We start from the raw sequence: 26,496 nt of genomic DNA, 5'->3' as shown, positions 1-26,496 counted from the left end.
CACCATGATCAAAAAAACTGTGCTACCGGCGGAACTCGAATTCGAACCTGAGTTCGTCATTGGCTTGAAGAAGATCTTCGAGGAAATGATCAATTTCAACCTGATTCTGGGCTTGAAAATCACCACCCTCAAGCCGGCCCTGGTCAGAGGCCGCATCGACATGAAACCGGACCTGATCGGGCACTTCAGCTTCAACCGGCTGCACGGCGGCGTGATCAGCGCCGGGCTGGACGCCATCGCTGGCTTGGCCGTCATGGCCGCCCTTGGTGCGCGCCACATGGACGAGCCACCGATGCAGCGTCTGCACCGGTTCAGCAAGCTGGGCACCATCGACCTGCGGGTCGACTATTTGCGCCCCGCCATCGGCGAGTATTTCGAGTTGCGTGGCGAGGTGATGCGCCTGGGCTCGCGGGTGGCGTCCACCCGCATGGAGTTTTTGGGCGCCAACGGCGAACTGCTGTCAACCGGCACGGCCGCCTACATCGTCTCCTGAACGGCCGGCTGCGCTGGCACCGCAACAGTGACCCCGGTGATGTAGACGGTGCCGGTAAAGCTGGAGATCACGGCGCCATCGGCGCGGCTGACATCGACCCGGTAGACCGCCAGCTTGCGCGATCTGGAGACCTCGAACGCGCGGGCCAGCAAACAATCGCCCGCCTGCGCAGCCTTCTGGTAGGTCAGGTGCGCATCGATGCCGGCCGCCACCTTGCCATGCGAGTTGGATGCCAGTCCGAAAGCGGTGTCCGCCAACGCGAAGATGACGCCGCCGTGGCAGGTGCCATTGAAGTTCAGATGGCGCTGCGCCAGGGTCAGCGTCACCGTGGCGCAGCCCGCGCTGGCTTCGGTGCAAGTGATGCCCAGCGAGCGCGCGAACGGATCGGCCGCGGCCAGCCGCAGCACCAGCGACTGGGCATCTTCAGCCACACTGGCGGTCTTGGCCACTGGCCGCGCTGGCAGACGCCGGCCGCGACCGGCCACTGCGGCGTGCCGGTCGATCGCGTCGACCAGGTCCGCCACACCCGCGCCGCTGTTGGCGCAGGAATTCAGCACCGGCACCGTCCAGAGACCGCCGGTCGCCGGCGCGCGCAGATGCAGCATGTCTTGCAGGTCGCGCGCCGTGGCGTCGGCACCGGGCAGATCCGACTTGGTCACCACCAGCAGGTCGGCGATCTCCAGAATGCCGGCCTTCATGGCCTGCACCTTGTCGCCCAAGCCGGGCGGGCAGGCCACGATCCGGGTGTCGGCGACGCGCATGATTTCGACTTCAGACTGGCCGGCGCCCACGGTCTCGACGATGATGGTGTCGAAGCCGGCCGCATCCAGCAAATCGACGATCTCCTCGGTGCTGCTCGACAGGCCACCCAAATGGCCGCGCGCCGCCAGGGAACGAATAAACACGTCGGGGTGGGCGCCGTGCTGACCCATGCGCACGCGGTCTCCCAGCACGGCGCCGCCGCTGATCGGGCTCGACGGATCAATGGCCACCACGCCAATGCGCCGGCCGCGCGCCAGCAACTCACCCAGCATGGCATGCAGCAGCGTGGATTTGCCGGCACCCGGCGCGCCGGTAATGCCCAGCACATGGGCCCGGCCCAGGTGCGGTGCCAGCGCCGCCGACAAGCTGCCGGCAGCGATCTGGCCATGCTCGATCTGGCTGATGGTGCGCGCCAGCACGCGCCGGTCGCCCGCCAGCAGGGCCGGCGAAGGCGTCCAGTTACCGTGGCGGTCGGGGCGCTGACTCACACCACCGCCTGGACGTCGCCAAAACCCATCTCGCGCCTGAGGGTGTGGCAGATCTCGCCGTGCGTGCAACAGGCTTGCGCGGCTTCCACGACGCGGCCAAAGACGTTGACCTTGGCATCATTGGCCGAGCGCGCCAGCGCGTCCAGGGCGGCTTGCACCTCGGCTTGCGAGCGCTCCGCCTTGAAGACCTTGAACTCGTCGATCAGGGCTTGCATGCTGGCGCGGTCCGGGCGTGTGTTGATGGGGCGGGCGCTGGCGTCCTCGTCCACGCAATAGGCATTGACGCCCACCACGGTCTGTTCGCCGGCGTCGATTCTCTGCTGGAATTTGCGCGCCGACTCGCCTATCATGCCTTGCACCAGGCCCATCTGCACCGCCTGGTACATGCCGCCGGCGTCTTCCACAATCGCCATCACGCGCTCGATCTCGGCTTGCATCTGGTCGGTCAGCGTCTCGACGTAGTAGCTGCCGCCCAGCGGATCGATGACGTCGGTCAGATGCGCTTCCTCGCGCAGCACGTTCTGCGTGGCGATGGCAATGCGGGCGCCGAACTCGCTGGGGCAGGACAAGGCCTCGTCGTAGGCGTCGGTGTGCAGCGACTGCAAGCCGCCCAGGATGCCGGCCATGGCCTGCGTCGTGACGCGCGCGATGTTGTTCAGCGGCTGCTGGCGCGTCAGGTCGACGCCGGACGTCTGGGCATGGAACTTGAAGCGCCAGGAGCGTGGGTCTTTTGCGCCCAGTTGATCGCGTGTGATACGCGCCCAGATGCGGCGAGCGGCACGGAACTTGGCAATCTCCTCGAAGAAGCTGATCGAGACATCGAAGAAGAACGTGAAGCGCGGCAGAAACTGGTCCGGGTCCATGCCGCGCGCCAGGCAGTCGCGGGCGTTCTGGATGGCGGTGCTGAGCGTGAAGGCCATCGCTTCGGCCGGCGTGGCGCCGGCCTGCTGCGTGTGTTGTCCCACCACCGACATCGGATTCCATTTGGGCAGGAAGCGGTTGCAGAACTCGATGTGGTCGGCCAACAGGCGCCGCGCGCCCGGCAGCGCCAGCCGGAAAAACATGTGGTTGGCCGCGTAGTGGCTGAGGTAGTCGCTCTGGTTGGAAGTGCCGCTGAGCAGGCGCCAGTCGGTGCCGCGCCGGCGCGCCGTGGCCAGCATGAAGGCCAGCAGCGTGAACGGCGTCGGGTCGTTCTGGGCGCATGAGACCTGCGCCAGATCGACGCCCTGCAAAGCACGGTCCATATGCGCGCTGGTGTTGATCACGGTGCCGCAGGTGCCCAGCAGTTCGATGTGCGATTCATCCATGTCGTAACCGCGGAACACCGAGTTGCAGGGCAGCAACGAAACCGCGGTGGCGCCGTTGGCCAGCACGTCCAGCAGGCGTGCGTTGTACTCGGCCGGGGTGCCCAGGCCGGTGAGCTGGCGCTGCGACCAGGTCTTGCCGCGGTGCATGGTGGCATAGATGCCGCGCGTGTACGGGGCTTGCCCCGGCAAGCCGAGGTCGGCCGCGTGCTGGGCGGTGTTCCAGTCACGGTCGGTGTAGAGCGGCTGGATCGGAATGCCGGAGCGGTTGACGACAGTCTTGTCGACGCCAACCCCGGCGGCGTACTCTTGTTGCCATTTGCCAAAGGCGTCGGCCTCCGATAACAACTTGCTGGCCACAGCTTGGTTCATTGCAGGATCTCCCGGTTCAATCGTCCAGCCACCGTCAACTCCCGCACGTAAGTGGCAATGTCGGCCATCGAACTGCCCGGGTGAAAGACCCGGGCGACGCCGGCCGCCAGCAGCATCTGTTCGTCTTCGTCGGGCACGATGCCGCCCACAATCACCGCCACGTCGGTCAGGCCCGCTTCGCGCAAGGCGCTCATCAGCTTGGGCACGATCAGGTGGTCGGTTGCCAGCGATGAGATGCCGATAACGTCGACGTCCTCCTCCAGGGCAAGTTTCACCACAGCGGCGATTTCCTGCCAGGGTGGCGTGTAGATCACCTCCATGCCGGCGTCGCGCAGGCCGGCCGCCACCACCCGGCTGCCGCGGTCGTGACCGTCGAAACCGATCTTGGTGACCAGCACCTTGGGGATTACAACTTGATTCATGTGGGCAGCTCCTGACCCTGGCGCAGCAGGGTGACGAATTTGTGCGCGATGGCACGCGGATTGAATTTGCCGCTCGGGCGGTACCAGGTTTGCGACCAGTTCAGCGCCCCCATCAGCATCAGGCGCAGGGCGCCCCGGTCGGTGCCGCGGCGCAGCGGCAAGGCCTTGATCAAGGCGACGAACAAGGCTTCGTACTGGTTGCGCAACTCGATCAGGTCTGGCAGTGCCGCCGGAACGTCGGCCGGCAGCACCCGGATCACCACCTGGGCGTAATCGTCGTCACGCAGGATCGCCTCCAGATGCGCCACGCAGGCCGCCTCCAGCCGATCCCAGGGGTCGCTGTGCCGCTCCACCACCGTCTGCACCGCGCCGGAGATCTGCTTCACACCCTTGACGTAGACCGCCGTCAGCAGCGCTTCCTTGGTCGCGAAGTGACAGTACAGGGAGCCCGGCAGCATGCCCACCGCGCGCGCGATGTCGCGCACCGAAGTGCCCTTGAAGCCTTGCGTGCGAAACAGCCGGGCGGCCTCGTCGAGGACTTGCGGCAGCCGGCTGTCGGTGTGCGGTTTGCGGGTGTTGCTCATGGTCTGGTGGGCGTATTTTTCAAAACCAGTATACCAAACAATCGTTTGCTTAGTGTGTTCCAGAACCCGGCGTCTTTGCCGGTCCGGTGTCTTCAAACGTTTGGCAACGGCAGTCTCGCCCTAAGGGTTAGTCCGGAGGAGCAACTGCCAACAGTGGACAGTCTCAGCGCCTGCCTGCGCCGACATTAGCGCCATCATCAAACAACAGGAGCGCCGTCGTGAATGGCAAATCAACCGAAGAAATGGCGGCAACCGTCAACGGTGCCGGAGTGGCGCCAGCCGCCAATGCGCCTGGCCTCGAATTCGGCGAGCTGCGCCAGATCGCCTACGTGGTACCCGACATAGAACGCGCCATGGCGCATTGGAGTGGCGTGCTGGGCGTCGGTCCATGGTTCTATATCGAGAAAATCACGGTCGCGGAATTCACCTATTTCGGCAAGCCATCGGCAGACCTTGAACTGTCCATTGCGCTGACAAATTCTGGTGCGCTACAGATCGAACTGATCCAGCAGCGCAACACGGCACCTTCGCTCTATCTGGATTTTCTGCAGCGCAACGGCGAAGGGGCACAGCACACCGCCTTCTGGACTTACCAATACGATGCCGCCGTGGCGCGCATGCTGTCGGCCGGTTACGTCGAGGGTCACGCCGGCCGCCCCGGCCCGGGTGGACGTTTTGCCTACTTTATTCATGCCGACCTGCCCGGCAACGTGGTCGAGATCTCCGAGCAATCCGGGGGCAAGGCAGAGCTGTTTCGCCAGGTCGAACAGGCCGCCAGGGGCTGGGACGGCCAGCACCCGATCCGCAAAATTGGTTGACGCGGGGCCACTCGCCATCAAGTCCAACCGACTTCTCCCGGTGCCGCATCAAGGGCGCCGGCGCTTCGCGTCCTTCGGACTTTTTGATGTCAAATAGTGTTTGACATTCGGTCAAGGGAAGACCACAATGCTGTCCAACATTGTTTTACAACGGAAGCGCTATGCAAGTTGAAATCGTTTTGCGCAAATTCGGCAACAGTACCGGGGCGGCGTTCCCACCTGCGGTATTGAAAGACTTGGGCTTGAAGGTCGGCCAGGCCATGACCATGGACACCACCGCGGACGGCAAAATCACGCTGTCGCCCAAGCGCAAGTACGTTCTGTCCGATCTGATTGCCCAGTGCGACCGGAGGGCCCCAGCGCCCGCCGATATGGCGTTGTGGGATGCCGCCCGTCCCGTTGGCCAGGAGGTCCTGTAAGTGGCCGTCTTTGACCGTGGCGACATCGTGGTCGTGAGCCTTGAACCCGTGGTGGGCCGTGAAATGCAGGGTGAGCGGCGTCCTGCACTGGTGCTGACCACGAAGGAATTCAACGCCCTGGGCGATGTTCTGGTTGCGCCAATTACCCAAGGGGGCGACCACTCTCGGTTTGCCGGGTTCGCTGTCTCGCTAATGAATACCGGCTGCAAGACGCAGGGAGTTGCCCTGGTCAACAAGTGCCGGATGATGGACTTGGCCGCACGCAAGGCGAAGAAGATCGAGCGTGCGCCCCAGGAAGTTATTGACGATGCATTGGGCCGCTTGTTGACTCTATTTGAGTGAGGAAGCCAGAAGGTTCACCGCCGAGTTATGCCGCGCGTGCAGGTGCAACCTCCCAACCGGGGAACACGAGTACGGCAGGATGGCACTGTAGGGCACGGGCAAAAACCTTCGCGCGCTCGACGCCCAAATTCACTCTGCCATTTTCGATGGCTGAGATGGTGGTTTGAGGAATACCCGTAAGTTCGGAAAGTTGGCTTTGGCTCAATTCTTGAAGCTCGCGCAAGATACGGACAGACTCCCCCACCGATACCTTGACGCGCTTTTTTGCGGGGCGAAATTCTTTCATTTCACGGTCTCCTGTAATTCAAAACTACGTTGGGCTTGGGTCGGCGGCGGTGGGGCTGACGCCGGGGCGTTCCGCGTCCTTCGGACTCTTTGATGTCGCGCCCAACATCTACTCCGCCCCTGCCTTGCGTTGCCGGCCGGTGCGATCCGGGTGGTCATGGGGACAGCCGTGCCAACTACAGTTTCAGACTGATGGCGGCTGTATGTCAGATTTCCCGCCATCCCTATCCAGATGTGGTCCTACGGGTTTAGGGTCGGGTGAAATCTTTTGGGAACATTAGTGGTTCGACCGTGCGATGCAACATTTGTCGAATTCTTTCATCAAGCGTATATCGACCCGTGCACTGTGCAACATCGCGGGGACCGGCGTCCGAAATCATCATTAGGGTGCGCTCCGCCCATCCGCCACGGAAGCTAACCCAATCAAAACCAGACAACTCGCGGCTGTCATTAACGGTCGTTCCGGAGTAGTGAGTTGTTCGCACTGAATAGTGAGTGGTCCTGAAGTAAGCGGAGGGCTCGTCGCGACGCTCGTTTAGCTCATACTTGGCAAGTGGCCTTGCACGCTCAACTATGTGCCCAGGCCCAGGTCCATCGGACATTGAGCGCTTAACCCAGCCAAAGGACGGGGCACTTTCGACCCACATATAACCGTAATACTTTGCCGAATCAGCAAAAACGTCGCTCCCAGAAGAGATACCTTCAATCCCGACAAAATGTTCCTTTACGGCTATTTCACCTTTTATTTTGCACATGTCTTGAAGGATTGCGCGACCTATCAACGCATCTGCGAACGGTAGGCAAATCATTGTCCAAATGGCGAATCGTCCAACGGTGCGGGAATAGGCTTTGGTTGCATATCGCGCAAGCAGAACTGCTAGCCAGATGTAACCACTTATCAAAATTAGGACCGCAAGAAGCTGCATTCCAATCCCCTGACGATTGCTTTCGTTTGGCGACAGAATACCAGACGATGCGCTTGGTACCCGAAGGTCAATTTGGTGGTCGCTCGTTGAAAGCGGCAATTCAAGACTACGTTGGGGTCGGGTCGGCGGGGGTGCGGTAGACGCCGAGCGCTCATACGCTTCGCTTTTTAAAATCGCGCCCAACATCTACCCCACCCCACCCCACCCCCGCCTTGCGTTGCTGAAGAACCGCCCACTGCGGACCCGCACGGTGGGTGGTGTGGGGGCTGGGAGTTAGCGACTCCCGGCTACCCGATTAGGCGTCATTGCTGCGGCGGTTGTGCGGCAAGGAGGGTATCGAGCACAGTAAGACACTCGACAAGTAGTTGTTCGCCGTTGGCCATTTCCGAGATTAGTGCGTCCAAAGCGGCTCCCTGCTTTCGCTTGGCGGCGTTTAGTTCCTTCGTCATGCGGGGCAAGCCCAACGTTGTACCTTTGAATTCAATCATCGATAGGCGTGCTCCCGCCATCGCCGCCAGCAGGCCTGCAGCTGCGACTCTTGCTTCGCGAGTTTGTGTCGAGTCAAAGTCCGCTGACATCGCCGCTGCACGGGTCAGTGCGTTAACAGAACCGCTCATTGCAGCGCGAAGTAGTGGCACTTCCGCATTGATCCGATTCGTGAAGTTGACCATCTCGTCGGCAACCTTGCCTATCAGTCGTCTGGCGTGCGCAGGATCGGCGCCGCCCGGCGTCGCGGCTAGATTCTGTAAATCGACTGTCCCTTGAGTTGTTCGTGTCGTCAGATCAGACTGTGCTGCCGTCAATCGGCCTGTTATCTCACCTACTTCTGCATTCCGTTCAAGGAACAGTACAAGAAGGTCGAGGTATCCATCGTCATCTTCTTCCTCGGTTGGCCGTGCTGGTACTGCCACGACTGACGTTGACTTTACCTGAGCATTGAGAGGGGAACTCGCTTGATCCAAGGAGGTGGCCTTCTGTTTGTGTCGCCAATTCTGTACATGCTTGGTTATATGCATGGAAACAAGTTTCTCGAATTGATCTGTATCGGTGAACTCCCAATGCAGTAGACCCTCGCTGGAGAGACTCCGCTTGAAGTCCTGCAACTTCTGAATCTGCGACGCATCCAGCTTGCTTGGAGGTATTGGAGTGTCTTTGAAATAGAAGAGAATGCTGACATTTCCAGGAGACGCGCGATATCTCGCAAGTGCTCTTTCAAACTCTTCTACGGTCCCGGACCCCGCGCGCCGTGTGGGGGTGCCAAAGCGTGACCACATGATTCCAATAAATAGGTCGTAGTCCGTTGGAAGCTGTTCATTTATTACATCTTGCGCATCTTCCCCAATTCCGGGGTAGGCGTCATGCTCCCATCGGAGTAACTCGAGGCGAACGCCAAGATTGCGGGCCCAAGTGCGATTCCACTCGAGTACAGCGTCCTCTAGACGATTCCGCTCGTCGACGACGTCTCCGGGAGACGCGAGAAAGATCGTAAGAACAGATTCAGTGCGAGCCATCGTATCTTTCTGTGGTTTTCGGATTTCGGCTGCCTCGCCAGGACGTTGGCCTATGACGCCTACGTGATGTAGATCGTTGGATATCCCGGCAAGCCAGTTTATCCGCCGGGACATACCCGAAATCCGAGTTCAGGTACTGATGACTCATCTGACGACAAGGCAGCACATACTGCCTTGGTCTACAGCCACATTTCCAAAAGACCGAAGTCATTTGCCTCCCTTTCAACCCTGTCGCCTATCCTGGCGAAATTTGGTCAGCGGCCGGGTGATCTACTTCTTGGCCGGCGGTGCATCGTCGATGTACGGCCCCACCACCTTCCACTTGCCGTTTTGAATCTGCGACAGGCGCGAGGCGTCGCTGCCCAGGCGTTTGGTGGGCGAGAAGGTGGCTGGCGCGCTGCCGAAGATGTCGGTCGGGATGCTCAGCGTGTCCATCACCTTGATGAAGCTGTCGGTGGTCAGGTTCTTGCCGGCCTTGGTGGCGGCATTGGCGAAGGTGTTGATGATGACGTAGCCGTAGACCGAGAACACGGCCGGGTCTTCGTTGAACTTGGTCTTGTACTTGTTGGCCCAGAAGCGTATCGCCGGCGAGGTCTCGTCGGTGTAGGGGTTTTGCACCGTCATCATGGCGTACAAGCCGTCCATCGCCTTGCCGCCCAGTTTGTGGATCAGGTCGGTGTAGGCGGCACTGGAACCCAGAAACACCGGGTTGAAACCGGTCTTGCGCGACTCGGCAATGGTGCCAATGGTCTCGCGGATGATGGTGCCCAGCACCACCAGTTCGCAGCCGGCCGCCTTCATCTTCGCCACCTGCGATGAAAAGTCGGTGGAGCCGCGCTTGAACGAGGTCTTTTCGGCGTAGTCCATGTTGATGGTTTTCAGGCCCGCCTCACCACCGCGCAGCACTTCCAGCCCGAAATCGTCATCCTGGTAGATGGTGCAGACCTTCTTGAGGCCCTTGTCCTTCACCATCTGCGGCACGGCGCGGCGCATCTGGTCGAAGTAGGTGGCGGCAAAAGAATACTTGAGCCGGTGGAACGGCTCGTACATTTCGCGCGCCGCCGTCACCGGGAAGAAGTTGATCACGTTCTTCTCGAACTGGACCGGCATCGCGGCCATGTTCTGCGCCGTGCCGATGTGGCCCATCATCATGAAAATCTTGTCCTGATTGACCAGCTTCTGCGCCGCCAGCACGGCCTTCTTGGGGTCGTAGCCGGAGTCTTCCACGATCAGCCGAATCTTGCGGCCGTTGATGCCGCCCTGCTCGTTGATCTCGTCCACCGCCAGCATCATGCCCAAGCGGTCCTGCTTGCCGAAGCCGGCCAGCGGACCCGACAGATCCTGGATCGATCCCAGCACGATCTCGGTGTCGCTGACGCCCTGCTGGGCGCACCAGACGTTGGCCGAAAAGGCGAGGGTAGCGAGTGCTATGACTGAACGTGTCTTCATCATCTGTCTCCTTAAAAAAATCAACGGTACATGGCCTCGATCTGGGCGGCATACTTCTTTTCCACCAGTTTACGCTTGAGCTTCATGGTGGGGGTCAGTTCTTCGTCTTCCGCCGTCAACTGGTTCTCCAGCAGGAAAAACTTCTTGATCTGTTCGACGCGGGCAAACTTCTTGTTAACGCGATCCAGGTCGGCCTGGATCAGCGCCTGCACTTCCGGGCTGCGGGTCAGCGACGCGTAGTTGCCGAAAGGCACGTCCTGGTCCTGGGCGAACTTCTCCACGTTTTCCTGGTCGATCATGATGATGGCGGTCAGATACGGTCGCTTGTCGCCTATCACCACGGCGTCGGTGATGTAGGGCGAAAACTTCAGGTCGTTTTCCAGCTCGCTGGGCGTGATGTTCTTGCCGCCGGCGGTGATGATGATGTCCTTCATGCGGTCGGTGATGCGGAAGTAGCCGTCCGCATCCACCACGCCGACATCGCCGGTGTGCAGCCAGCCGTCCGCATCAATCGCCTCGGCGGTTTTTTCCGGCAGGTTCAGGTAGCCGGCAAAGACGTTCTTGCCGCGCACCAGAATCTCGCCGCTGGCCGGGTCGAGCCGGACTTCATTGAAGCTGGCGGCCGGTCCGATGGAGCCCGGCTTCATCTTGTCGGCCGGCACGCCGGTGGAGCCACCACAGGTCTCCGTCATGCCCCACACCTCCAGCATCGGCACGCCCAGCGCCAGGTACCAGCGCACCAAGTCCGGCGAGATCGGCGCCGCACCGGTCACCAGAAAGCGGGCGCGGTGGATGCCGATCAGCTTGCGCACATTGTTCAGCGCCAGCCACTGCGCCACCTTGAACTTGAGCTTGAGCCAGCCGCTGACCGGCTGCCCGGCCAGCACTTGGTTGGCAATTGCGGTGCCCACGCTTATGCCCCAGGCGTAGGCGGCTTGCTGCACGGCGCCGGCTTCCTTCAGCGAAATCATGACGCCCGAATAGAACTTCTCCCAGACCCGCGGCACCGCGGTAAACACGGTGGGCGCGATCTCGCGCACGTTCTCGGGGATGGTCTCCGGGTTTTCCACAAAGTTCAGCTTGGTGCCGGTGTAGAGGGCAAAGTACTCACCGCCCATGCGCTCGGCAATGTGGCACAGCGGCAGGAAGCACATGCGCTCGTCCTGCTCATCCTGCGCGATCAGTGTGTTGAAGCCGCGCACGGTGTAGACCAGCCCGGCGTGCAAGTGCATGGCGCCCTTGGGCTTGCCGGTGGTGCCGGAGGTGTAGACCAGAATCGCCAGGTCTTCCGGCCGGCAAGCGTCGATGCGTTGTTGCAACTCATCCGGATGCTGCGCCAGATAGGCCAGCCCCAACTTGCGCAAATCATCCAGACTGATGACGCCGGGGTCGCTCAGCTGGTGCAGCCCCTCCATGTCGAAGACCACAATTTTGCGCAGACCGGGCAACTGCTCGCGCACTTCCAGCGCCTTGTCCAGTTGCTCGTCGTCTTCCACAAACAAGATGCTGGTGCGCGAGTCCTGGCACAGGTAGTGCACCTGCGAGGCAGCATCGGTCGGGTAGATGCCGTTGGAGACGCCACCGCAGGACAGCACCGCCAGATCGGCCCAGACCCATTCGACCACCGTGTTGGCCAGAATGGAGGCGCATTCACCCCGGGCAAAGCCCAGGCTCAGCAGGCCGCCGGCAATCTCGCGCACCGCTTGCGCGGTCTGATCCCAGCTCCAGCTACGCCAGATGCCCAGATGTTTCTGGCGCATCCAGACCGCCGGACCGCGTTGCTTGACGCCATTCCAGAACAGCGCCGGAATGGTCTCGCCGGCCAGCACGATGTCCAGATTAGGACGGATGTCGCTGAGGTCCCACAGATTACTCATGGGCGCACCTGCTTCCTGTCATTGCGGGCCTGACCCGCAATCCATGGATCCCGGATCGAGTCCGGGATGACAAGCAGTAACGCCGGGTTGACAAGCAGAGGGTCCGGGATGACAACAGTAAGCCGGGACAACAAGCAGTGGGTCTGGGATGACGGTGTCAATTGCTATCTCCAGGTTTTTTTCTTTTTCCAGCGCCGCTCGCCGCGCACGCCGTCTTCCTTGAGCCCCAGGTAGAACTCCTTGATGTCGTCTTTTTCGCGCAGGCGGGCGCAGCTGTCTTCCATCACGATGCGGCCGTTCTCCAGTACGTAGCCGTAATCGGAAGCGTTGAGCGCCATGTTGGCGTTTTGCTCCACCAGCAAAATGGTGGTGCCGCGGTCGCGGTTGATGCGCACCACGATCTCGAAGATTTCCTTGGTCAGCTTGGGCGAAATTCCCAGGCTGGGTTCGTCCAGCAGCATCAGCACCGGGTCGGCCATCAGGGCGCGCGAGATCGCCAGCATTTGCTGCTGCCCGCCCGACAGCAGGCCGGCGTCCTGCGCGCTGCGTTCGCGCAGGATCGGAAAGTAGGCATACACCGCTTCGATGTCCCTGGCGACGCCGTCGCGGTCCTTGCGCGTGTAGGCGCCCATCAGCAGGTTGTCGCGCACGCTCAGCAGCGGGAACACCTCGCGCCCCTCGGGCACATGGCTCAAGCCCTGCTGCACGATGAAGGCCGGGTCTTGCGCCGTGATGTCGCTGCCCTTGAACTCGATCGAGCCCTTGCGCGGATCGATGATGCCGGAGATGGTTTTCAGGATGGTGGTCTTGCCGGCGCCGTTGGAGCCCAGCACGGTCGCAATCTCGCCGCGCCGCACCTGCAGGCTGACGCCGCGTATCGCCTTGATCGGGCCGTAGGCGCTCTCGACGTTGAGCAGCTTGAGCACCGGCTGATCGCTGACCGGGGGCTGATTCAGGTTCATGATGCCCCCACGCTTGTCGCTGCGCGTACTGCGCTGCCCCCCGAGGGGGCGCGAGCTTGCTTGGGGCGGCCCGGCGCGGCGCTCATGCTGCCGCCTCCGGGGTGGTTTGCCGGCGCAGGGAAGTGACGTCGTCGACCGAGCCCAGATAGGCCTCGATCACCGCGGGGTTGTTTTGCACCTCGCGCGGCGTGCCCATCGCCAGCACTTCGCCCTGGTTCATGGCCAGTACCCGGTCCGAGACCTTGGAGACCAGTGTCATGTCGTGTTCCACCATCAGCACCGTGATGCCCAGGTCGTTCTTGATGTCGGCAATCCAGAACGCCATGTCTTCGGTTTCCTCCACATTCAGGCCCGAGGAAGGCTCATCGAGCAACAGCAGTTTCGGCTCCGTGCACAAGGCCCGCGCCATCTCGACCACCTTGCGCACGCCATAGGGCAGGCCGGCCACCATGGCGTCGCGATGATGTTGCAGATCGAGAAACTCGATCACTTCCTCGGCCTTTTCGCGCGCATGCAGTTCGGCCGCGCGCGCCGTCCCGGTGAAGAACAGGTCTTGCCAGAGTCCGGTCTTGCGCTGCGTGTGGCGGCCGATCAACAGGTTGTGCAGCACGGTGGCGTGCTCGAACAGTTCGATGTTCTGAAAAGTGCGGGCAATACCCAGCGCCGCCACGTTTTGCGGCGGCTGTTCGGTCAGGCACAGCATGCCTTGCGGCCCCAGGTAATCGATGGTGCCGCTGGTCGGGTTGTAGATGCGGCTGATCAGATTGAAGACCGTCGTCTTGCCGGCGCCGTTGGGGCCTATCAGGGTGAACACCTCGCCTTGTTTGACATCGAAGCTGACCCGGTTGACCGCCAGCACGCCACCAAAGCGCACGCCCAGTTCTTTGGCCGAGAGAAGTACCTGATTGGTCATTTCAGCCTGTCCGATTTCTGGAACGATTTCTGCCGTTTGAACATACCTTTGCGGTAGAACGGGAACATCTGCATGTAGGTGCGGATTTTCAGCCAGCGGCCATACAAGCCCTGCGGCTCGAACAGCACAAAGGCCACCAGCACCACGCCATAGACCAGGCCTTGCAGGCCGGGCGCCTGGCCGATGGTGGGTGGCAAATAGTCCTTGATCATGGCGATCACTTGCGGCATGGTGATCAGGAAGATGGCCCCCAGAAAGGCCCCATGGACCGAGCCGACACCGCCAATCACGATCATCAGCAGCAGGTCTATCGATTGCAGAATGTTGAACTGGTCGGGTGAAATGAACTGCAACTTGTGCGCGTACAGGGCGCCGGCGACGCCGGCCAGCGCCGCTGACAAGGCAAACGACAGCGTCTTGTAGCGCGCCAGGTGAATGCCCATGCTCTGGGCTGAAATCTCCGAGTCCCGAATGGCGACAAAAGCGCGGCCGGTGGGGGCGCGCAGCAGGTTCAGAATGCCCAGCGTGGCCAGCACGGTGATCAGCAGACAAAGAAAATAAAACTCTTCGCCGGAGTTCAGCGTCCAGTTCAAAATGGCGGGGTTTTTGATGTGGATGCCGGCGTTGCCGCCGGTCACGGACTCCCAGCGCGCCAGCACTTCCTCCACGATGAAACCGAAAGACAGGGTCGCCATGCCCAGGTAAATGCCTTTGACCCGCAGCGCCGGCAAGCCCACCACGACACCCACCGCGGCCGACAGGCCGGCCGCGCAAGCCAAGGCTAGAGGGAACGGCAGGCCGGCATTGGTCAACACCGCCTGGCTGTAGGCGCCTACGCCCAGAAAGGCCGCATGCCCCAGCGAGAACAGGCCGGTAAAGCCGGCCAGCAGCATCAGCCCCAAGCCGGCGATGGCATAGATCAGCACAAAAGTCAGTTGTGCCAGCCAGTACTCGGCCACCAGCCAGGGTGCAGCGATCAGAACCAGCATCAGTGCGCTGTACCAGAAGATGTGCCCGCCATGCTTGGCAAGATTGATGTCCTGCCCATAGTCGGTTTTAAAAATGAATCGCATCTTGATCAGTTGAGGACAGAGCAAAATGGCTGCGCCATTCTTGGTCTGTCCCGCAAGGTTATTAGACTTTTTTCCTGAGCTTCTCACCGAACAAGCCGGTGGGCTTGATGACCAGCATGATGAGCACCACGATGTAAGCGGCGGTGTCCTTGAAACCATCCGGCAGATAAAACCCCGACAGCGATTCCACAATGCCTATCAGCAGGCCGCCGACGATGGCGCCGGGCAAGCTGCTGAAGCCACCGACCACGGCCGCTGGAAAGGCTTTAAGGCCGATAAAACCCATGTTGGCGTGCACAAAAGTAATAGGCGCCAGCAACAGACCGGCAATCGCCGCCACCGCCGCGGCCAGTCCCCAGGCGATGCCGTTGAGCTTTTTCACCGGGATACCCATGTAGTAGGCGGCCAACTGGTTTTGCGATGCCGCCTGCATCGCAATGCCCAGCTTGCTGTAGCGAAACAGCAGGTACAGCAGAAGGCACAGCACGGCAGTGGCGGCAATCACCACCATCTGCTCGACGTTGAGCACCAGTCCGGCCACATTCCAGACCTGGTCTTTGTAAGGCACCGGCAGGGTGTGCGTCTCGGTCCCGATATTGGGAATCATGGTGATCAGACCGCGTATCACGTAGCCGATGCCGATGGTCAGCATGACGACCGAAAACGCCGGTTGCCCCAGGATAGGACGGATCACCAGGCGCTCCAGCAGCACGCCGAACAGCGCCATGCCGGCGATGGTGCTGATCACCGACAGCCAGTACGGAAAGCCCAGCATGGTCATGGCCGCCAGGCCACCGAAGGCGCCCAGCATCATCAGCTCGCCCTGCGCAAAGCTGACGGTCTCGGTGGCTTTGTAAATGAGCACAAAGCCCAGCGCAATCAGGCCGTAAATGCACCCTTGCGCGATGCCGCTGATCACCAGTTGTAAAAACTGCACTTGCTCTCCTGTTGCATGGTGCAACGGTTATAGCTGCAATCCCGCTTCGGGCTGACAGGGTTTTTACCGACGTGTGTCAGGCGGGTGACAAGTGAACCCGGACAAGCGCAAAAACGCGTCATGATATGGGTCATGAACAACTCTGTTGAAGTTCGCCAACATGGCGCTATCAGCGTGGTGACTTTGAGTCGGCCCGATGTGCGCAATGCCGTCGATGCCGCCACCGCGCATGCGCTGCATGCCGCCTTTCTGGCCTTCGATGCCGATGACCATGCGCGGGTCGCGGTGTTTCATGGCGCCCATGGCCACTTTTGCGCCGGCTGGGATTTGCAGGCAGGCGCGCGTCTGGCGCAACAGGCCCAGACCGATCAGGCGGGGCCGCTGCTGGGGCTTGAGTTTTCACCGCAAGACTGTGTGCCGCCCGGTCCGCTGGGTCCCATGGGGCCGTCGCGCTTGCTGTTGTCGAAGCCGGTGATTGCGGCGGTCAGTGGTGCGGCGGTGGCCGGCGGCATGGAACTGGCGCTGTGGTGCGATATGCGGGTGATGGAACAGGACGCCTACTTCGGCGTCTTCTGCCGTCGCTTTGGCGTGCCGCTGATCGATGGCGGCACGGTGCGTCTGCCGCGCCTGATTGGCATGGGTCACGCCATGGACTTGATCCTGACCGGGCGCAAGGTGGAAGCAGCCGAGGCGTTGCAAATGGGTTTGTGCAACCGCGTCGTGCCCACCGGCCAGGCGCTGGAGGCTGCGCTGGCATTGGCGCAGCAACTGGCCGACTTTCCGCAAAAAACCATGCGCGCCGACCGCCTGAGCGCCTACGCCCAGTGGGACCTGCCGCTGCCGCAAGCCCTGCACCAGGAGTGGCAGCGCGGCAAGCAGTGCATTGAAGAAGGTCTGCAAGGGGCGCTGCGCTTTGCCGCGGGCGGTGGCAGGCACGGGAAGTTTTAGGTCTGAACCAAGTGCCATTGGCTGGGGTCAGGCCAGGGGTCGTATCGACCTCACCATGTTCACGTACTCTGCCTTGATGCACGCGGCCGGCGAGCAGCACTGCATCTTCGTTGTGGGCTTTGCCGCATTGGCTGAAGGAGCTATAGGAAATCCACATGCGCGGACTTCTACGCAGTCGATGTGTTCATACCGCTTGGCTAACTTTCGTGGCACTTATTTGGATGACCGACATTGGATGTTGTACCGGTGCTTGTAGATCCACAATAGATGCAATGCTGTCCATCACTTCCATGTTTGTGGCATCCATCTGGATGACCCGAGTTTGACGTGGTTCCGTAACTGGTTGAGTTGCAGAATACGCAATGTTTGGAATCTACGCCTGTATGTTCGTGACATCCATCTGGGTGACCAGAATTGGATGTAGTTCCAAAACTTGATGAGCCGCAAAACTTACATTTAGTTCCCATTTGAAATATCCTTAATGTTGATTCGAGATTAACGCTTCACTTGCCTGGAAATCATCCTTCCGAAGCCACTCGAGCGCTTTGTTGTTATGACTTTCTGGAACCCAGCGGCCAACAGCTCGCATGACAGATCCACCGAAGCCAACAACGCTCTCGACACCGGCTAAAACCCGTTGATGGTCATCGGAAAGTTGTAGTGCATTCGTAAACAGCCGAGAGCTTGATGGCTCACCCTCAACGACGACGAGAGTGGCTTCTGGGTTTTTACGACGGAAATGAGCGTTCCGATGAAGATGGGCGAGCGAAGGTGGTGGCCAAGGTTCATTCATGGGGGCGCGATGAACCGCGCGAACCGTCAAATAGCCAATGACAAAGCAAGTACCTTTTGCGATATCCGGCCCCTGAAAACCTGAGTAGAAAACAAGTCTGTCGCCCGCCGTAAGTCGAAGTAACTGCGAGCGCTTTGGCTCGCTGGGCTCACCATAGGTGAATGTTTCAAACTCGGGGTCGTAGTGTGTGTAGCTAGTGGAGCCCGAGTACTTATCCAACGTGCCGCCATGCCGGGCGGGCAGTTCGGGGTACGTTACGCCGCGCCCCACAGACAACTCTGAAGACTCGGGTATTGGTACGTACTCAAATGCTCCATTTTGGAATCGCGGAGACAAAGTGCCACCGCAACCGCGATCAATCCCAACGCGCAAAAAGAGGATTTTCATTGCCTCAATCCTATGTTGATCACGCACACTTGGAGTGACAAGTATTTTGGTTTTTCGGGTTCTCCATAGGGGGGAAATCCTTGGGGTTCGGAATCCAGTTTAGTTGCCGCTGTTTAAGAAAGTCTCGAAATTTTTCAAATTCATCTTCTCCCCACCGCTCGCGACTAGATCCGCCAAGCAGATATCTAAGGCCAACCGCGCAGTTTTGAAATTTTTGGACTATTAACTTACTCCATGACTCGTTCTGCGGAAGTTCTATGGCCAGCGATCCGAAGTAGTAAAACTCTGTTCCGATAAAAACCCGATCACCATTGGTGTCTTGTTTTTCAAAGTCTCCCTCATGATTATTGGTCTGTCGAGTGTGCTTAATTCCCTCGGGCGTACGTCTGTAGAAGTTATCCCCGCACATCTCGATTCTTGAGCCAATTAGCTTTGGAATTTTTGCTAGATACGCAGGATGGTTGTAATAGCTATCAAGATCCTGTCTATCACCGATCTTCATGGCATAAATTATTTTCCATTGATCAGACTTTCCTAGCCTTGAACGGAGGCCTTGTCCCGCAATTCCAACGATCCAGTCATCAATGCCGAGGTTTGCACGCATATGATTTGGTGTGCAAACCGCAAGAGTACAAACACCATGAAACGGATTCGGTGCGAATCCCGAATCCACAGTCATGACATAGGCGCAGACTTTCGTCTTTTTTTGATCAATCATTTTTCCCTTTCAAAGTTTCTTTACAGCTTCTCTTTTGACACCCCACGTCGCATCCCCAAACCCCCGCAGCCACCAGTCCAGCATATCCGAGTCCACCACCGTTGCCGAAATCTCGTAGGTGCCATCCAGTTCCACCACCTTCTGATCCGCAGACAGCGGGCACTCCACGACGTGCAGTCCGGCCCCTTTCTCTATCCTGAAACTCAAGCGGATTTTGTTGCCGTCGCCATAGCCAAAGCGTCCGTCTTCATCGAACTTCTTCAGGTTGAATTCCTTGGGGCGCTCAAAGGTCAGCGTCGATGCCTGGGCCGAGATGATGCGGTGCAGCGCGAGGCAGCGTTCGTTTTCATAGCCTTCAAACCGGCAAACCAGGTACATGCGCGGTCCTTGTTGTGCCAGACCCAGGGGCATGACTCTGGAAGTCGCTCTTTTGCCAGCGGCGTTCTTGTAGTCCACGTCCAGCCACTGGTTGGCGTAGAGCGCATTGCTGACCTGCTCAAACGCGCCGGGGTCAACTTTGGGTGGCAGTAGCGGCTGGCTGGTGCTGACCACGCGCACTTTGTCCAGCCATTGGCGTTCGCGCAGGGTCGCGCCTTTCTCGTTCAACTGGCCGCGTGCCTGGGCGAAGAAGCCTTGCATTGATTTCATGAGCTTGACCGGCAGCAGGCTGCTGAGCTGTTGCTCGGCCAGCGTGAGCAGCAAGGACTCTTGTGCGCTCAGGGCGCCAAGAGAAATACCCTTGGCGTTTTCCTTCCAGCAGTAGCGGTAGGGTTTGGCGCTGTCGTCACGCTCGATGTTGAAGACCTCTGACAGCGTTTCCAACATGCGCTGGATGGTGCGTGGCTGGCGCTCAAAGCCGGCATTCTTCAACTGCTGGTGTAGTTCTGTTGTGCTGATGGAACGGCGCCTGGGTATGCGGTGCAGCAGCTCGATAGACAGTTGCAGCGTATCCAGGGGATCAGGGCGTTTGGGCATGGTGATACTTGGTTGATGCGTTGATTAGAGGCTCAAGTCGGTGCGCCCGGCAAACACTTGCCACAGGCGCACCATGGCGTACGTATCGAGCTTGCAGTAGGCCAGCAGTTGCTGTTCGATCTGTGCTTTGCGCTCGACGCTGGTGTCCGGGTGAATGGCCTCCAGAAAAGCGTCCATCGCCATGCCGCCATCCTGCACGCCATCGAGCGCGTCGTAGCGGAGTTCTGGCACGACAGCGGGCAGCACCTTCTTGATACTCCAACTGCCTTGCTGGCTGGGGTGGTAGTAGCGTTCACGCGCAATGGGCAACAGATCGACCACCCGGGCATTGATGGCCAGCAGGGCTTCGCTGAACTGCGGGTACCGGATGGCCAGCTCGTTTATGCGCGCCATTTCAAACCCGGCGTTGTACACATACACCGGCCCTTCAACGCCGCAGGCGGCTATCAGCGCATTAATAAAGGGTTCGGCTGGGTCATTGCCGGAAATATCAAGAAATTCCGTGTGATCAAGCTGACCTGATGCGGACAGGGTATGCAGGCTGAACTGGAATGTGTTCTGCTGATAAGGGCGCGTCCCCTTCCAGATGGGCACGGCAAACTGGATGGTTTCGAAGTCCAGAAAGTAGGCGGGCAGGCTGTGAACTGCCAAGTCGGCAGCGGCGCCCTCGGTATCGAAGAACACGGTGCCGGCAAGGGTGTGGGCTTTCACCCGCTGTTGCTTGGCGTTGAGCAGGTCGTCTGCAACGGCGCTGAGGTCGTTGACGCCCAGTTCGGCAAGCTCTCGTACTTTGGCGGTACCGAAGCGAGGTAGCCAGTAGATGGGGAATTCGGCTTTCGGCTCATCGCGGCTGCAATAGTCATAAAAACCGCACGAATAGGGTGTGTCGCAATGCGCACCGGTTTCCATGACGGGCTCGGCTGGCATGGCGTCAATGCTTTGCGCCTGGGCAATCCAGGCTCTCACTTCTTCGCCGCGTGAGAAGGCTTCTGCCGTGAGGTCATTTTCCTTCAGTAGTCCGCTGTAATCCTCATCCCCCGGATAAGTCCATGAACTGTCAATGTGCGCCAAGGCAATGGACTGTAGCGGTACGCCGGCGTTCTGGGCAACAAAGGCTTGCACTGCCAGATCATCACGGTGGTAGTCCTTGACGCTGGTGGCGGACTTGACTTCAACCATGCGCCAGAGCGTGCTGCCATTTTCTTGTACCGGCAACATGACGTCGGCGAAGGCCATGGCCCCGCCAGCGGAGAACCCGGCTTCAAAGATGGGTTGCCGGGTGGAGCTGAGCAGTTCTGCGCTGCGTTTGAAGGCGGCGTCAAAGCCGTCAGCCGCTACGTCGATCAGCGCCCCAAGACCCTCAGGGTCATAGAGGCGCTGAGCAATGTCGCCAACCTGAAAACCCACCTGAAAGCTCGCCTGAGTGGCGGCGGAGTCTTCGCGCAAATCAGGGCGATGCACTTCCAGCCACAAGCGTTTGGGGCACTGGCGCAGGGCGAGCAGCTTGGATTTTGAAAAGGTGCGCACGGTGATTTCCCCCTTGTTCTATTGTCAACGTCTACGGAACCAGCTCAAAGCGCCGACCATCGAAGTGCCAGCAATGAAAGCCATTGTCGTGCTGCAAGCCCAGCACCAGGGTCTGTGGCGCTCGAAAATACGGTGTGAAGCTACTGGACACGTCGTCCATGACCGGCGGGTCAAGGCATTCCACCACGACGGCAGTCTCACCGTACTGCGGCCACTTGACGTATTTCAGGCCCGGTTGCCAGCGTACCAAGTCGCCTGGCCGAAACCTACAGGGGTCGGTGCCATGGATGCGGCGATAGCCGTCGCGCAGGGCTTCTATCTTTTGCTCACGTGCTTCACGGCGTACATCCACGTCCGGCTGCTCCGTGCTTGCCAAGCCGTGCAGCATGGATTGCAGGGCCGGGTCCAGTTTGCGGGGTGTGCTCATTTGGCTTCTCCCAGGTCTGCCGTCACCTCAAAACGGCGAGCGTCGTAGTGAAACGTCAAGAAATCACCATCGACATCCTGAATGCCCAGCACCAGGTTCAACGGCTCCCGATACAGGCTGGTGCCATCCAACTCTTTGTTGGAGTCAAAAACCGGCGGGTTGAGCACCTCCATCACAATCGCCGGTTCGCCATAGACCGGGATCAGTCTGTTTTTCATGCCCGGCTTCCACTGGATGATCTGACCGGGACGAAAGCCCATGACTGGCGCGGTGGCAAACTGGCGTTGCAATGCCCGCAAGTGTTCATCGCGGTCGTTGGTCAACTCTTGTGCAAGCTCAAGTGCGTGAGCAGAACCGTCAAGCATATTGCTCAGCAAATGGCTGAAGGCTGCGTCTTTCTTGTGTTTGGGTTCCATGGTGTTTTCCTGATGGTTGGTCGGGGTTCAAGCGGCGACGGGGATGTTTTTGATTCCGGCGCCGTTGCCATAGGCGCTGAGGTACACGGGCGAATTCGCGTGAGCGCCGTTCTTGACTGCCAGTTCGCCACGCAAGCGCTCCAGCAGTTCCTGCGCCGATGGCGTGCGCCGCAACAGCCGAAACTGCCGTGTGACGGGCGCAAAGTCTCCCGGCGTGAGCCCGCCCAACTGCTGGCGCACATAGGACTGTAGTGGCGCTGCCGTCTCCATGTTGCCGCCCAGTAGGTGGAATTCCTGCAAAAAGAAGGCCCAGCGTTGCGAAGCCGTCATGGCGCTGAACGCCACCTTCCAGTCAAAGCGGCGCAGACTGGCCGGGTCCAGCTTTTCCAGCAGGTTGGTGGTGCAGATGAACAAGCCCTCAAACTCTTCCATTTGCGTCAGCAGTTCATTGACCTGGGTGATTTCCCAGGAGTGCTTGGCTTCAGCGCGTGATTGCAGAAAGGAGTCGGCCTCATCCAGAATCAGCACGCAAGGCTCAGTACGGGCGGTGTCAAACATCTCGGCGATTTTTTGCTCAGTGCCACCCACATACATGTCCAGCAGGTCAGACGCACGGCGTAGCACCACGGGCAGTTCCAGCGCCTGGGCGATATAGCGAGCCAGCGCCGTCTTGCCGGCACCGGGTGGGCCATAGAAGCAGAACGAACCACCGGGCGCATGGCGCAGCGATTCGACCAGAGCGGCAACCGGCGCATCGGTGTTCAGATAGGCCAGGTCGTAAGCGGTGGCCATGGGGCGACCGGGGCGCAGTTTGGGCTGACCCAGCAGCTTCGCCGAGCGCTCCAGCACCTGTAGCACTCGCTGCTTTGCCGGAGCCGTGTCACCCTGCATCAGAGATTGAGCCTCGACTAGGCGGGCCACTTTGGCCGCGCGTTCCATTTGCGATGGGGTCAGACTCGGGCTCTCGGCCAAGTCGTGCAGCCAGGTGTGGTCCGCGCTTTGTGCTGCGGCGTCGGAATTCGCTGCATCGACGCTGGCAATGCCCAGCAGGTGGTGGCTGGCAATTTGCAGGCGCACGGCGCGCGGCGGCGTGCTGAGCTGCACAGAGTAGTCAAAGCGCCGACGGTAGGCCGGCTCCAGCGCGTTGGCGTGGTTGGTGATCCAGATCGCTGGCACCGGGTTTTCTTCAAGGGCGCGGTTGACCCATGCTTTGCCGGGTACTTCACCGCGTTCCAGCATGTCCTCCACCTCGTCGAACAACACCAGTGCATTGTTGCGTCGGCTCAGCAGGCGTTGGCACAGGTTGAAGGCCTGCAATCGCTCGACGCCGCGAATCGGGGCACCTTCATCGTCGGCGTAGCCCACCTCATAAAGCTCGGCTTGCAGAGTCTGCGCCACCACCGAAGCCAGCTCGGTCTTGCCCACGCCGGGCGGGCCGTAGAGCAGGATGTTGGTACCCGCAATGCCCTGGCGCATCGCCTCGCGCAAGATGCCGGCAATGATGGCAGCTTCATCGGCCAGGTGCGGGAAGTGGCAGAGGTCCAGCGTGCTCGGGCTGCGCGGTGTGAAGAAATGCCGCACCAGTGGCAAAGTTGATTCGTGCGGGTCCATCATGAGCGTGGCAAGACCCCGTGGAAGCTCCAGAAAGTCTTCCATGTCGCGCGCCTCTTTGCCAAGCTTGAGCAAACCCATGCTGCGCAATGGGCTGTCGCGGCGCAGTACGCGCTGTAGATCGACGGTGTTGCCTCCCGTGGCACTGGCAAACATGGCAACACATTCGCTCTCGTTGCTCAGCTTTAAACGCATGCTGGCGACGCTTTCCTTAAATCGTTCATCCCCCTGCAACAAGACCAAGAAGCAAAGGACCACCATGTCGGTATCGTTCAGGCCCAGAAGCTCGCCCAGTGCCCGTACGTTGGCAAAAACTGGATGAGAAAAGTCAGGCTCTATGGCTGCGGCATTCACTTTGGCTGCCGCCAGCAGTTCGGCAGTCCAGCGCTGTTTGCGGCGCTGGTCGGCCTTCGCGCCGGGTTCCTGATCGTCTTCATATGTGATCGGGTCGTCTTCATGGTTATGCCAGTATTCCGGACTGCCAACCTTGAGCAGTTTTCGCAAGACTGAATCTTCCGGCAACTCAAAGACTTTCTTGTACTGCACCATCAAGGCCAGCACCCAGCGTTGAATCAATGGCAACAATGCGTCATCACCAGAGCAGGTGCTGGCATCGTCTCCGCGTGGCGCAAGACGTTGTGTGTAGGCTAACGAGGGCAGATTTGTGCGTGCTGACATGGCTTTTCCCTTTTGGTTGAAAGGCAAGTATCCACGTCGCTGAGTCATTTTGTGACGCACAAAATTTGTGTTGTACGTCGCATACCGTCGCACCTCTGGCGATGTCACTGCAGAGATCACCCCCGGATGCCGTTGGCGATGATCGACACCCCAATTTCGTTATCGAGATTGTCGTCGTAGGTCGAGGCGTAGAACACGTATGCGTCTCTGGACATCTGCTTTCTGACGCTGTTCAGAACGGTCTTTGAGTCTTGTAGCTTGAGCAATTGCTGTGGGGCTGCGATGGCAACCAGAGACGCCGACGCCCGCTGCAATCGGCCTCGACCGAGCAAGGGGTGGTCAATCGCCGCGGTCGCAGCGCCGAGCGCGTCTTTGGCAGATCCGAATCCCAACGCGCATTCTCCTTCCTGGCTCAAGATGATGTGTCGCAGATCTTCAAAGTCAATATTGACCCAGCCTGGCCGGCAAACCGGGTTCATGATGTTTCGACATACCTCGATGAAGGCCAGCGGGGCCAATTGGGTCGCGGCAGATAGCCATCTGACGTTTTTGGCATCTGGGTTAAAGTCGTTGGTGACGAACGGAATCAACGTGTCGACATGGTGCCGAAGATTGCGAACACCAACTTGCGCGGTTTGCTGGCGCAACGGCCCCTCACAGTGGAAAGGCATGACCGCAAAAGCCAGGATCAAGATGCCTTGCTCGCGTAAAACTTGCGCGACGATGGGAGCAACCCCAGTGCCGGTGGCGCCACCCATCCCGGCAACCAGCAAGACCATGTCCAGGTCGGCAACTGCCTCTGCAATTTCATTGCTAGCGGATTGAGCCAGGAGCCTTGCGGTAAGGGGGTTGAGCCGGGTCTTGCTGTCGCCCACCAGCACCTTGCGATCAGCGTTCATGCCGTGCAAATCGACGCCGTAGGTATCGACTGCAACAGTTCGGCTGAGATATGGCAGGCTCCGGGCGCGATCACCTGCCTTGGGAATGCAGCTTCCGCCGATTCCGCCGACAGACACGATGCCAATTTTTGGGATATCCCATGCCGTACCGGCCTCCTCAACGATAGCCGTTTGTGCGACTATTGGCGGCATAGCCGATGCGGGGAGGATGGCACCCATGCCGCTGGCGTTCAAGCTCTGCAGAAATTGGCGGCGATCCATGTCAAAGTCCGGGCGACATGGCAATGCCTGCGGTAAACCGGCTATTGCCAACTTGAAGAGAAAGGCGCTCTACAAACTTCGCGGCAAAGGCCAACTCTGGAATGCGAGGCAAAACCGCAAGCAAGAGCTCGCTTTTCACATCTGAACGTTCCCGGCGATCAACTGTTTTCAGCTCATCAGCAAACGATTGAAATTCAAAATGTGGGTGGTCATCGCTGGGGGTACACCGCCATCGGCATAGAACGCGTCCAAACTGCCATCCAAGTTCAAGCGGCCAGGATTGCGAAAGTTCGGAATCAAGATCGTGCCGAAATTGAAATTTGATCCAGACCGAGTTGTCAATCTCAATCCAGTCGCCACGTGATTTACCAATAGCGCCACGATGCGGAACCTGACCCTCAAACCAATCTCCAAGAGCAGGGCCCAGCAAAAGCATCTGTCTATCCAAGTGCGCCAATATATCGGTCCGCACTTGGGTGAGTTCGGGTAGCTCCGACATTTGTTGTTCGCGCAGACTTGCTGCCTTCTGCCGCACAGCCCAGAGTAACCGATCAATCCGCTTTGCCCGATTGCGAGCGGAAGAACACGCCGGTAGCAAACCCGGAAACGGAATGTCCAATCCGGCCGCCAGTTCGTTCGACGCTTTCCTCAATCTTTCAAGAAGATCATCGGTTGCCATTCGGTTGCGCAGAATGTCCCGGACAAATGTCGGATCTGGTGATTCCTGGGTTGAAGGTGGCTCGATTGGTCTGTTCATTTCAGAATTCCTTTGTAATGTGGAAAAGCGTCTCAGCGACGGTGTTGCCCGCTTGGTTTGCATTTGCTGGGGCTTTCCCTTCAATCTCGTAACTGGGAGACTATTAATCAATGATGCGATGAGATGTGTCGCAGAGCGGATGCTGGCGCGCCGCAAGGAGTT

At 59.6% G+C, this 26,496-nt stretch carries 27 protein-coding genes; 5 read left to right on the top strand and 22 right to left on the bottom strand.

The features are described from left to right. Positions 1 to 4: 4 nt before the first annotated feature. Positions 5 to 493, top strand: a complete 489-nt coding sequence (locus PHS32_RS06345) for a thioesterase family protein (protein WP_301078070.1) — start codon at positions 5 to 7, stop codon at positions 491 to 493. Here PHS32_RS06345 and meaB read toward each other — a convergent pair. Genes meaB through PHS32_RS06325 form a run of 4 tightly spaced genes read right to left on the bottom strand, consistent with a single transcriptional unit; the run spans position 478 to position 4,425 of the window. After that, the gene (gene meaB, locus PHS32_RS06340) at positions 478 to 1,743 is read right to left on the bottom strand and encodes a methylmalonyl Co-A mutase-associated GTPase MeaB (protein WP_301078069.1); all 1,266 of its coding nucleotides are present in this window, start codon (positions 1,741 to 1,743) and stop codon (positions 478 to 480) included. The genes PHS32_RS06345 and meaB overlap by 16 nt on opposite strands. Continuing rightward, positions 1,740 to 3,419: an acyl-CoA mutase large subunit family protein gene (locus tag PHS32_RS06335; protein ID WP_301078067.1), complete on the bottom strand. Its 1,680-nt coding sequence runs from the start codon at positions 3,417 to 3,419 to the stop codon at positions 1,740 to 1,742. The genes meaB and PHS32_RS06335 overlap by 4 nt, the downstream gene beginning before the upstream one ends. After that, a complete protein-coding gene (locus tag PHS32_RS06330; protein WP_301078066.1) occupies positions 3,416 to 3,841 on the bottom strand; it encodes a cobalamin-dependent protein in 426 nt (141 codons plus the stop codon). The genes PHS32_RS06335 and PHS32_RS06330 overlap by 4 nt, the downstream gene beginning before the upstream one ends. After that, positions 3,838 to 4,425 (bottom strand): TetR/AcrR family transcriptional regulator, encoded by a 588-nt coding sequence (locus tag PHS32_RS06325; protein WP_301078065.1) that lies wholly within the window; start codon positions 4,423 to 4,425, stop codon positions 3,838 to 3,840. Before PHS32_RS06325 ends, PHS32_RS06330 begins: the two co-directional genes overlap by 4 nt. A gap of 218 nt (positions 4,426 to 4,643) precedes the next feature. Between PHS32_RS06325 and PHS32_RS06320 the strand changes: the two genes are divergently transcribed. The 3 genes from PHS32_RS06320 to PHS32_RS06310 all read left to right on the top strand — a co-directional run bounded on the left by PHS32_RS06320 (position 4,644) and on the right by PHS32_RS06310 (position 6,004). Further along, positions 4,644 to 5,243, top strand: coding sequence for a VOC family protein (locus PHS32_RS06320; RefSeq protein WP_301078063.1), 600 nt, complete (start codon positions 4,644 to 4,646; stop codon positions 5,241 to 5,243). A gap of 161 nt (positions 5,244 to 5,404) precedes the next feature. Then, positions 5,405 to 5,662: a ChpB-ChpS toxin-antitoxin system antitoxin gene (locus PHS32_RS06315; RefSeq protein ID WP_301078060.1), complete on the top strand. Its 258-nt coding sequence runs from the start codon at positions 5,405 to 5,407 to the stop codon at positions 5,660 to 5,662. Then, positions 5,663 to 6,004, top strand: a complete 342-nt coding sequence (locus tag PHS32_RS06310) for a type II toxin-antitoxin system ChpB family toxin (RefSeq protein WP_301078058.1) — start codon at positions 5,663 to 5,665, stop codon at positions 6,002 to 6,004. Between the two features lie 25 nt (positions 6,005 to 6,029). On the opposite strand, the gene PHS32_RS06305 is transcribed toward PHS32_RS06310, so the two are convergent. The 9 genes from PHS32_RS06305 to PHS32_RS06265 all read right to left on the bottom strand — a co-directional run bounded on the left by PHS32_RS06305 (position 6,030) and on the right by PHS32_RS06265 (position 15,937). Continuing rightward, entirely contained in the window at positions 6,030 to 6,290 is a 261-nt protein-coding gene (locus PHS32_RS06305) for a helix-turn-helix transcriptional regulator (protein ID WP_301078056.1), read from the bottom strand. 247 nt (positions 6,291 to 6,537) lie between these two features. Further along, complete coding sequence (locus PHS32_RS06300; RefSeq protein WP_301078054.1) at positions 6,538 to 7,401, bottom strand: hypothetical protein; 864 nt, start codon at positions 7,399 to 7,401, stop codon at positions 6,538 to 6,540. A gap of 116 nt (positions 7,402 to 7,517) precedes the next feature. Further along, entirely contained in the window at positions 7,518 to 8,726 is a 1,209-nt protein-coding gene (locus tag PHS32_RS06295; RefSeq protein WP_301078053.1) for a hypothetical protein, read from the bottom strand. A 270-nt stretch (positions 8,727 to 8,996) separates the two neighbouring features. Then, positions 8,997 to 10,175 (bottom strand): ABC transporter substrate-binding protein, encoded by a 1,179-nt coding sequence (locus tag PHS32_RS06290; protein ID WP_301078051.1) that lies wholly within the window; start codon positions 10,173 to 10,175, stop codon positions 8,997 to 8,999. Positions 10,176 to 10,195: 20 nt separating this feature from the next. Continuing rightward, positions 10,196 to 12,052, bottom strand: coding sequence for a long-chain fatty acid--CoA ligase (locus tag PHS32_RS06285; protein WP_301078050.1), 1,857 nt, complete (start codon positions 12,050 to 12,052; stop codon positions 10,196 to 10,198). 164 nt (positions 12,053 to 12,216) lie between these two features. Next, a complete protein-coding gene (locus PHS32_RS06280) occupies positions 12,217 to 13,014 on the bottom strand; it encodes an ABC transporter ATP-binding protein (protein WP_301078049.1) in 798 nt (265 codons plus the stop codon). Positions 13,015 to 13,096: 82 nt separating this feature from the next. Beyond that, on the bottom strand, positions 13,097 to 13,927 hold the full coding sequence (locus PHS32_RS06275; protein WP_301078048.1) for an ABC transporter ATP-binding protein: 831 nt from the start codon (positions 13,925 to 13,927) through the stop codon (positions 13,097 to 13,099). After that, complete coding sequence (locus PHS32_RS06270; protein ID WP_301078047.1) at positions 13,924 to 15,000, bottom strand: branched-chain amino acid ABC transporter permease; 1,077 nt, start codon at positions 14,998 to 15,000, stop codon at positions 13,924 to 13,926. Before PHS32_RS06270 ends, PHS32_RS06275 begins: the two co-directional genes overlap by 4 nt. A gap of 61 nt (positions 15,001 to 15,061) precedes the next feature. After that, entirely contained in the window at positions 15,062 to 15,937 is an 876-nt protein-coding gene (locus PHS32_RS06265) for a branched-chain amino acid ABC transporter permease (RefSeq protein ID WP_301078046.1), read from the bottom strand. A 132-nt stretch (positions 15,938 to 16,069) separates the two neighbouring features. On the opposite strand from PHS32_RS06265, the gene PHS32_RS06260 reads away from it, so the two are divergent. Next, complete coding sequence (locus tag PHS32_RS06260) at positions 16,070 to 16,885, top strand: crotonase/enoyl-CoA hydratase family protein (RefSeq protein WP_301078045.1); 816 nt, start codon at positions 16,070 to 16,072, stop codon at positions 16,883 to 16,885. A 478-nt stretch (positions 16,886 to 17,363) separates the two neighbouring features. On the opposite strand, the gene PHS32_RS06255 is transcribed toward PHS32_RS06260, so the two are convergent. The 9 genes from PHS32_RS06255 to PHS32_RS06215 all read right to left on the bottom strand — a co-directional run bounded on the left by PHS32_RS06255 (position 17,364) and on the right by PHS32_RS06215 (position 26,334). After that, entirely contained in the window at positions 17,364 to 18,065 is a 702-nt protein-coding gene (locus PHS32_RS06255; protein ID WP_301078044.1) for a hypothetical protein, read from the bottom strand. 19 nt (positions 18,066 to 18,084) lie between these two features. Next, a complete protein-coding gene (locus tag PHS32_RS06250; RefSeq protein ID WP_301078043.1) occupies positions 18,085 to 18,783 on the bottom strand; it encodes a hypothetical protein in 699 nt (232 codons plus the stop codon). A gap of 9 nt (positions 18,784 to 18,792) precedes the next feature. Then, positions 18,793 to 19,758, bottom strand: coding sequence for a WYL domain-containing protein (locus tag PHS32_RS06245; protein ID WP_301078042.1), 966 nt, complete (start codon positions 19,756 to 19,758; stop codon positions 18,793 to 18,795). A gap of 24 nt (positions 19,759 to 19,782) precedes the next feature. After that, positions 19,783 to 21,285, bottom strand: a complete 1,503-nt coding sequence (locus PHS32_RS06240) for a DUF2779 domain-containing protein (protein ID WP_301078041.1) — start codon at positions 21,283 to 21,285, stop codon at positions 19,783 to 19,785. 31 nt (positions 21,286 to 21,316) lie between these two features. Beyond that, complete coding sequence (locus tag PHS32_RS06235; RefSeq protein ID WP_301078040.1) at positions 21,317 to 21,712, bottom strand: hypothetical protein; 396 nt, start codon at positions 21,710 to 21,712, stop codon at positions 21,317 to 21,319. Continuing rightward, positions 21,709 to 22,128 (bottom strand): hypothetical protein, encoded by a 420-nt coding sequence (locus tag PHS32_RS06230; RefSeq protein ID WP_301078039.1) that lies wholly within the window; start codon positions 22,126 to 22,128, stop codon positions 21,709 to 21,711. The genes PHS32_RS06235 and PHS32_RS06230 overlap by 4 nt, the downstream gene beginning before the upstream one ends. Before the next feature lie 27 nt (positions 22,129 to 22,155). Beyond that, positions 22,156 to 24,417: an ATP-binding protein gene (locus tag PHS32_RS06225; RefSeq protein ID WP_301078038.1), complete on the bottom strand. Its 2,262-nt coding sequence runs from the start codon at positions 24,415 to 24,417 to the stop codon at positions 22,156 to 22,158. A 116-nt stretch (positions 24,418 to 24,533) separates the two neighbouring features. Next, a complete protein-coding gene (locus PHS32_RS06220; protein ID WP_301078037.1) occupies positions 24,534 to 25,577 on the bottom strand; it encodes a hypothetical protein in 1,044 nt (347 codons plus the stop codon). A 1-nt stretch (position 25,578) separates the two neighbouring features. Further along, the gene (locus tag PHS32_RS06215) at positions 25,579 to 26,334 is read right to left on the bottom strand and encodes a hypothetical protein (protein ID WP_301078036.1); all 756 of its coding nucleotides are present in this window, start codon (positions 26,332 to 26,334) and stop codon (positions 25,579 to 25,581) included. Positions 26,335 to 26,496: the final 162 nt, after the last annotated feature.

It is taken from the genome of Rhodoferax sp. (assembly GCF_028714215.1).
Lineage (GTDB): Bacteria > Pseudomonadota > Gammaproteobacteria > Burkholderiales > Burkholderiaceae_C > Rhodoferax.
Note: the sequence above shows the minus strand (reverse complement) of the source record. Positions and strands in the feature narration are given on the sequence as shown.

Coding starts and splice junctions, on each gene's coding strand:
- PHS32_RS06345 (WP_301078070.1), top strand. CDS start 5: ATGATCAAAAAAACTGTGCTACCGGCGGAACTCGAATTCGAACCTGAG.
- PHS32_RS06335 (WP_301078067.1), bottom strand. CDS start 3,419: ATGAACCAAGCTGTGGCCAGCAAGTTGTTATCGGAGGCCGACGCCTTT.
- PHS32_RS06330 (WP_301078066.1), bottom strand. CDS start 3,841: ATGAATCAAGTTGTAATCCCCAAGGTGCTGGTCACCAAGATCGGTTTC.
- PHS32_RS06325 (WP_301078065.1), bottom strand. CDS start 4,425: ATGAGCAACACCCGCAAACCGCACACCGACAGCCGGCTGCCGCAAGTC.
- PHS32_RS06315 (WP_301078060.1), top strand. CDS start 5,405: ATGCAAGTTGAAATCGTTTTGCGCAAATTCGGCAACAGTACCGGGGCG.
- PHS32_RS06305 (WP_301078056.1), bottom strand. CDS start 6,290: ATGAAAGAATTTCGCCCCGCAAAAAAGCGCGTCAAGGTATCGGTGGGG.
- PHS32_RS06300 (WP_301078054.1), bottom strand. CDS start 7,401: ATGTTGGGCGCGATTTTAAAAAGCGAAGCGTATGAGCGCTCGGCGTCT.
- PHS32_RS06295 (WP_301078053.1), bottom strand. CDS start 8,726: ATGGCTCGCACTGAATCTGTTCTTACGATCTTTCTCGCGTCTCCCGGA.
- PHS32_RS06290 (WP_301078051.1), bottom strand. CDS start 10,175: ATGAAGACACGTTCAGTCATAGCACTCGCTACCCTCGCCTTTTCGGCC.
- PHS32_RS06285 (WP_301078050.1), bottom strand. CDS start 12,052: ATGAGTAATCTGTGGGACCTCAGCGACATCCGTCCTAATCTGGACATC.
- PHS32_RS06280 (WP_301078049.1), bottom strand. CDS start 13,014: ATGAACCTGAATCAGCCCCCGGTCAGCGATCAGCCGGTGCTCAAGCTG.
- PHS32_RS06275 (WP_301078048.1), bottom strand. CDS start 13,927: ATGACCAATCAGGTACTTCTCTCGGCCAAAGAACTGGGCGTGCGCTTT.
- PHS32_RS06270 (WP_301078047.1), bottom strand. CDS start 15,000: ATGCGATTCATTTTTAAAACCGACTATGGGCAGGACATCAATCTTGCC.
- PHS32_RS06260 (WP_301078045.1), top strand. CDS start 16,070: ATGAACAACTCTGTTGAAGTTCGCCAACATGGCGCTATCAGCGTGGTG.
- PHS32_RS06255 (WP_301078044.1), bottom strand. CDS start 18,065: ATGAAAATCCTCTTTTTGCGCGTTGGGATTGATCGCGGTTGCGGTGGC.
- PHS32_RS06250 (WP_301078043.1), bottom strand. CDS start 18,783: ATGATTGATCAAAAAAAGACGAAAGTCTGCGCCTATGTCATGACTGTG.
- PHS32_RS06245 (WP_301078042.1), bottom strand. CDS start 19,758: ATGCCCAAACGCCCTGATCCCCTGGATACGCTGCAACTGTCTATCGAG.
- PHS32_RS06235 (WP_301078040.1), bottom strand. CDS start 21,712: ATGAGCACACCCCGCAAACTGGACCCGGCCCTGCAATCCATGCTGCAC.
- PHS32_RS06230 (WP_301078039.1), bottom strand. CDS start 22,128: ATGGAACCCAAACACAAGAAAGACGCAGCCTTCAGCCATTTGCTGAGC.
- PHS32_RS06225 (WP_301078038.1), bottom strand. CDS start 24,417: ATGTCAGCACGCACAAATCTGCCCTCGTTAGCCTACACACAACGTCTT.
- PHS32_RS06220 (WP_301078037.1), bottom strand. CDS start 25,577: ATGGATCGCCGCCAATTTCTGCAGAGCTTGAACGCCAGCGGCATGGGT.
- PHS32_RS06215 (WP_301078036.1), bottom strand. CDS start 26,334: ATGAACAGACCAATCGAGCCACCTTCAACCCAGGAATCACCAGATCCG.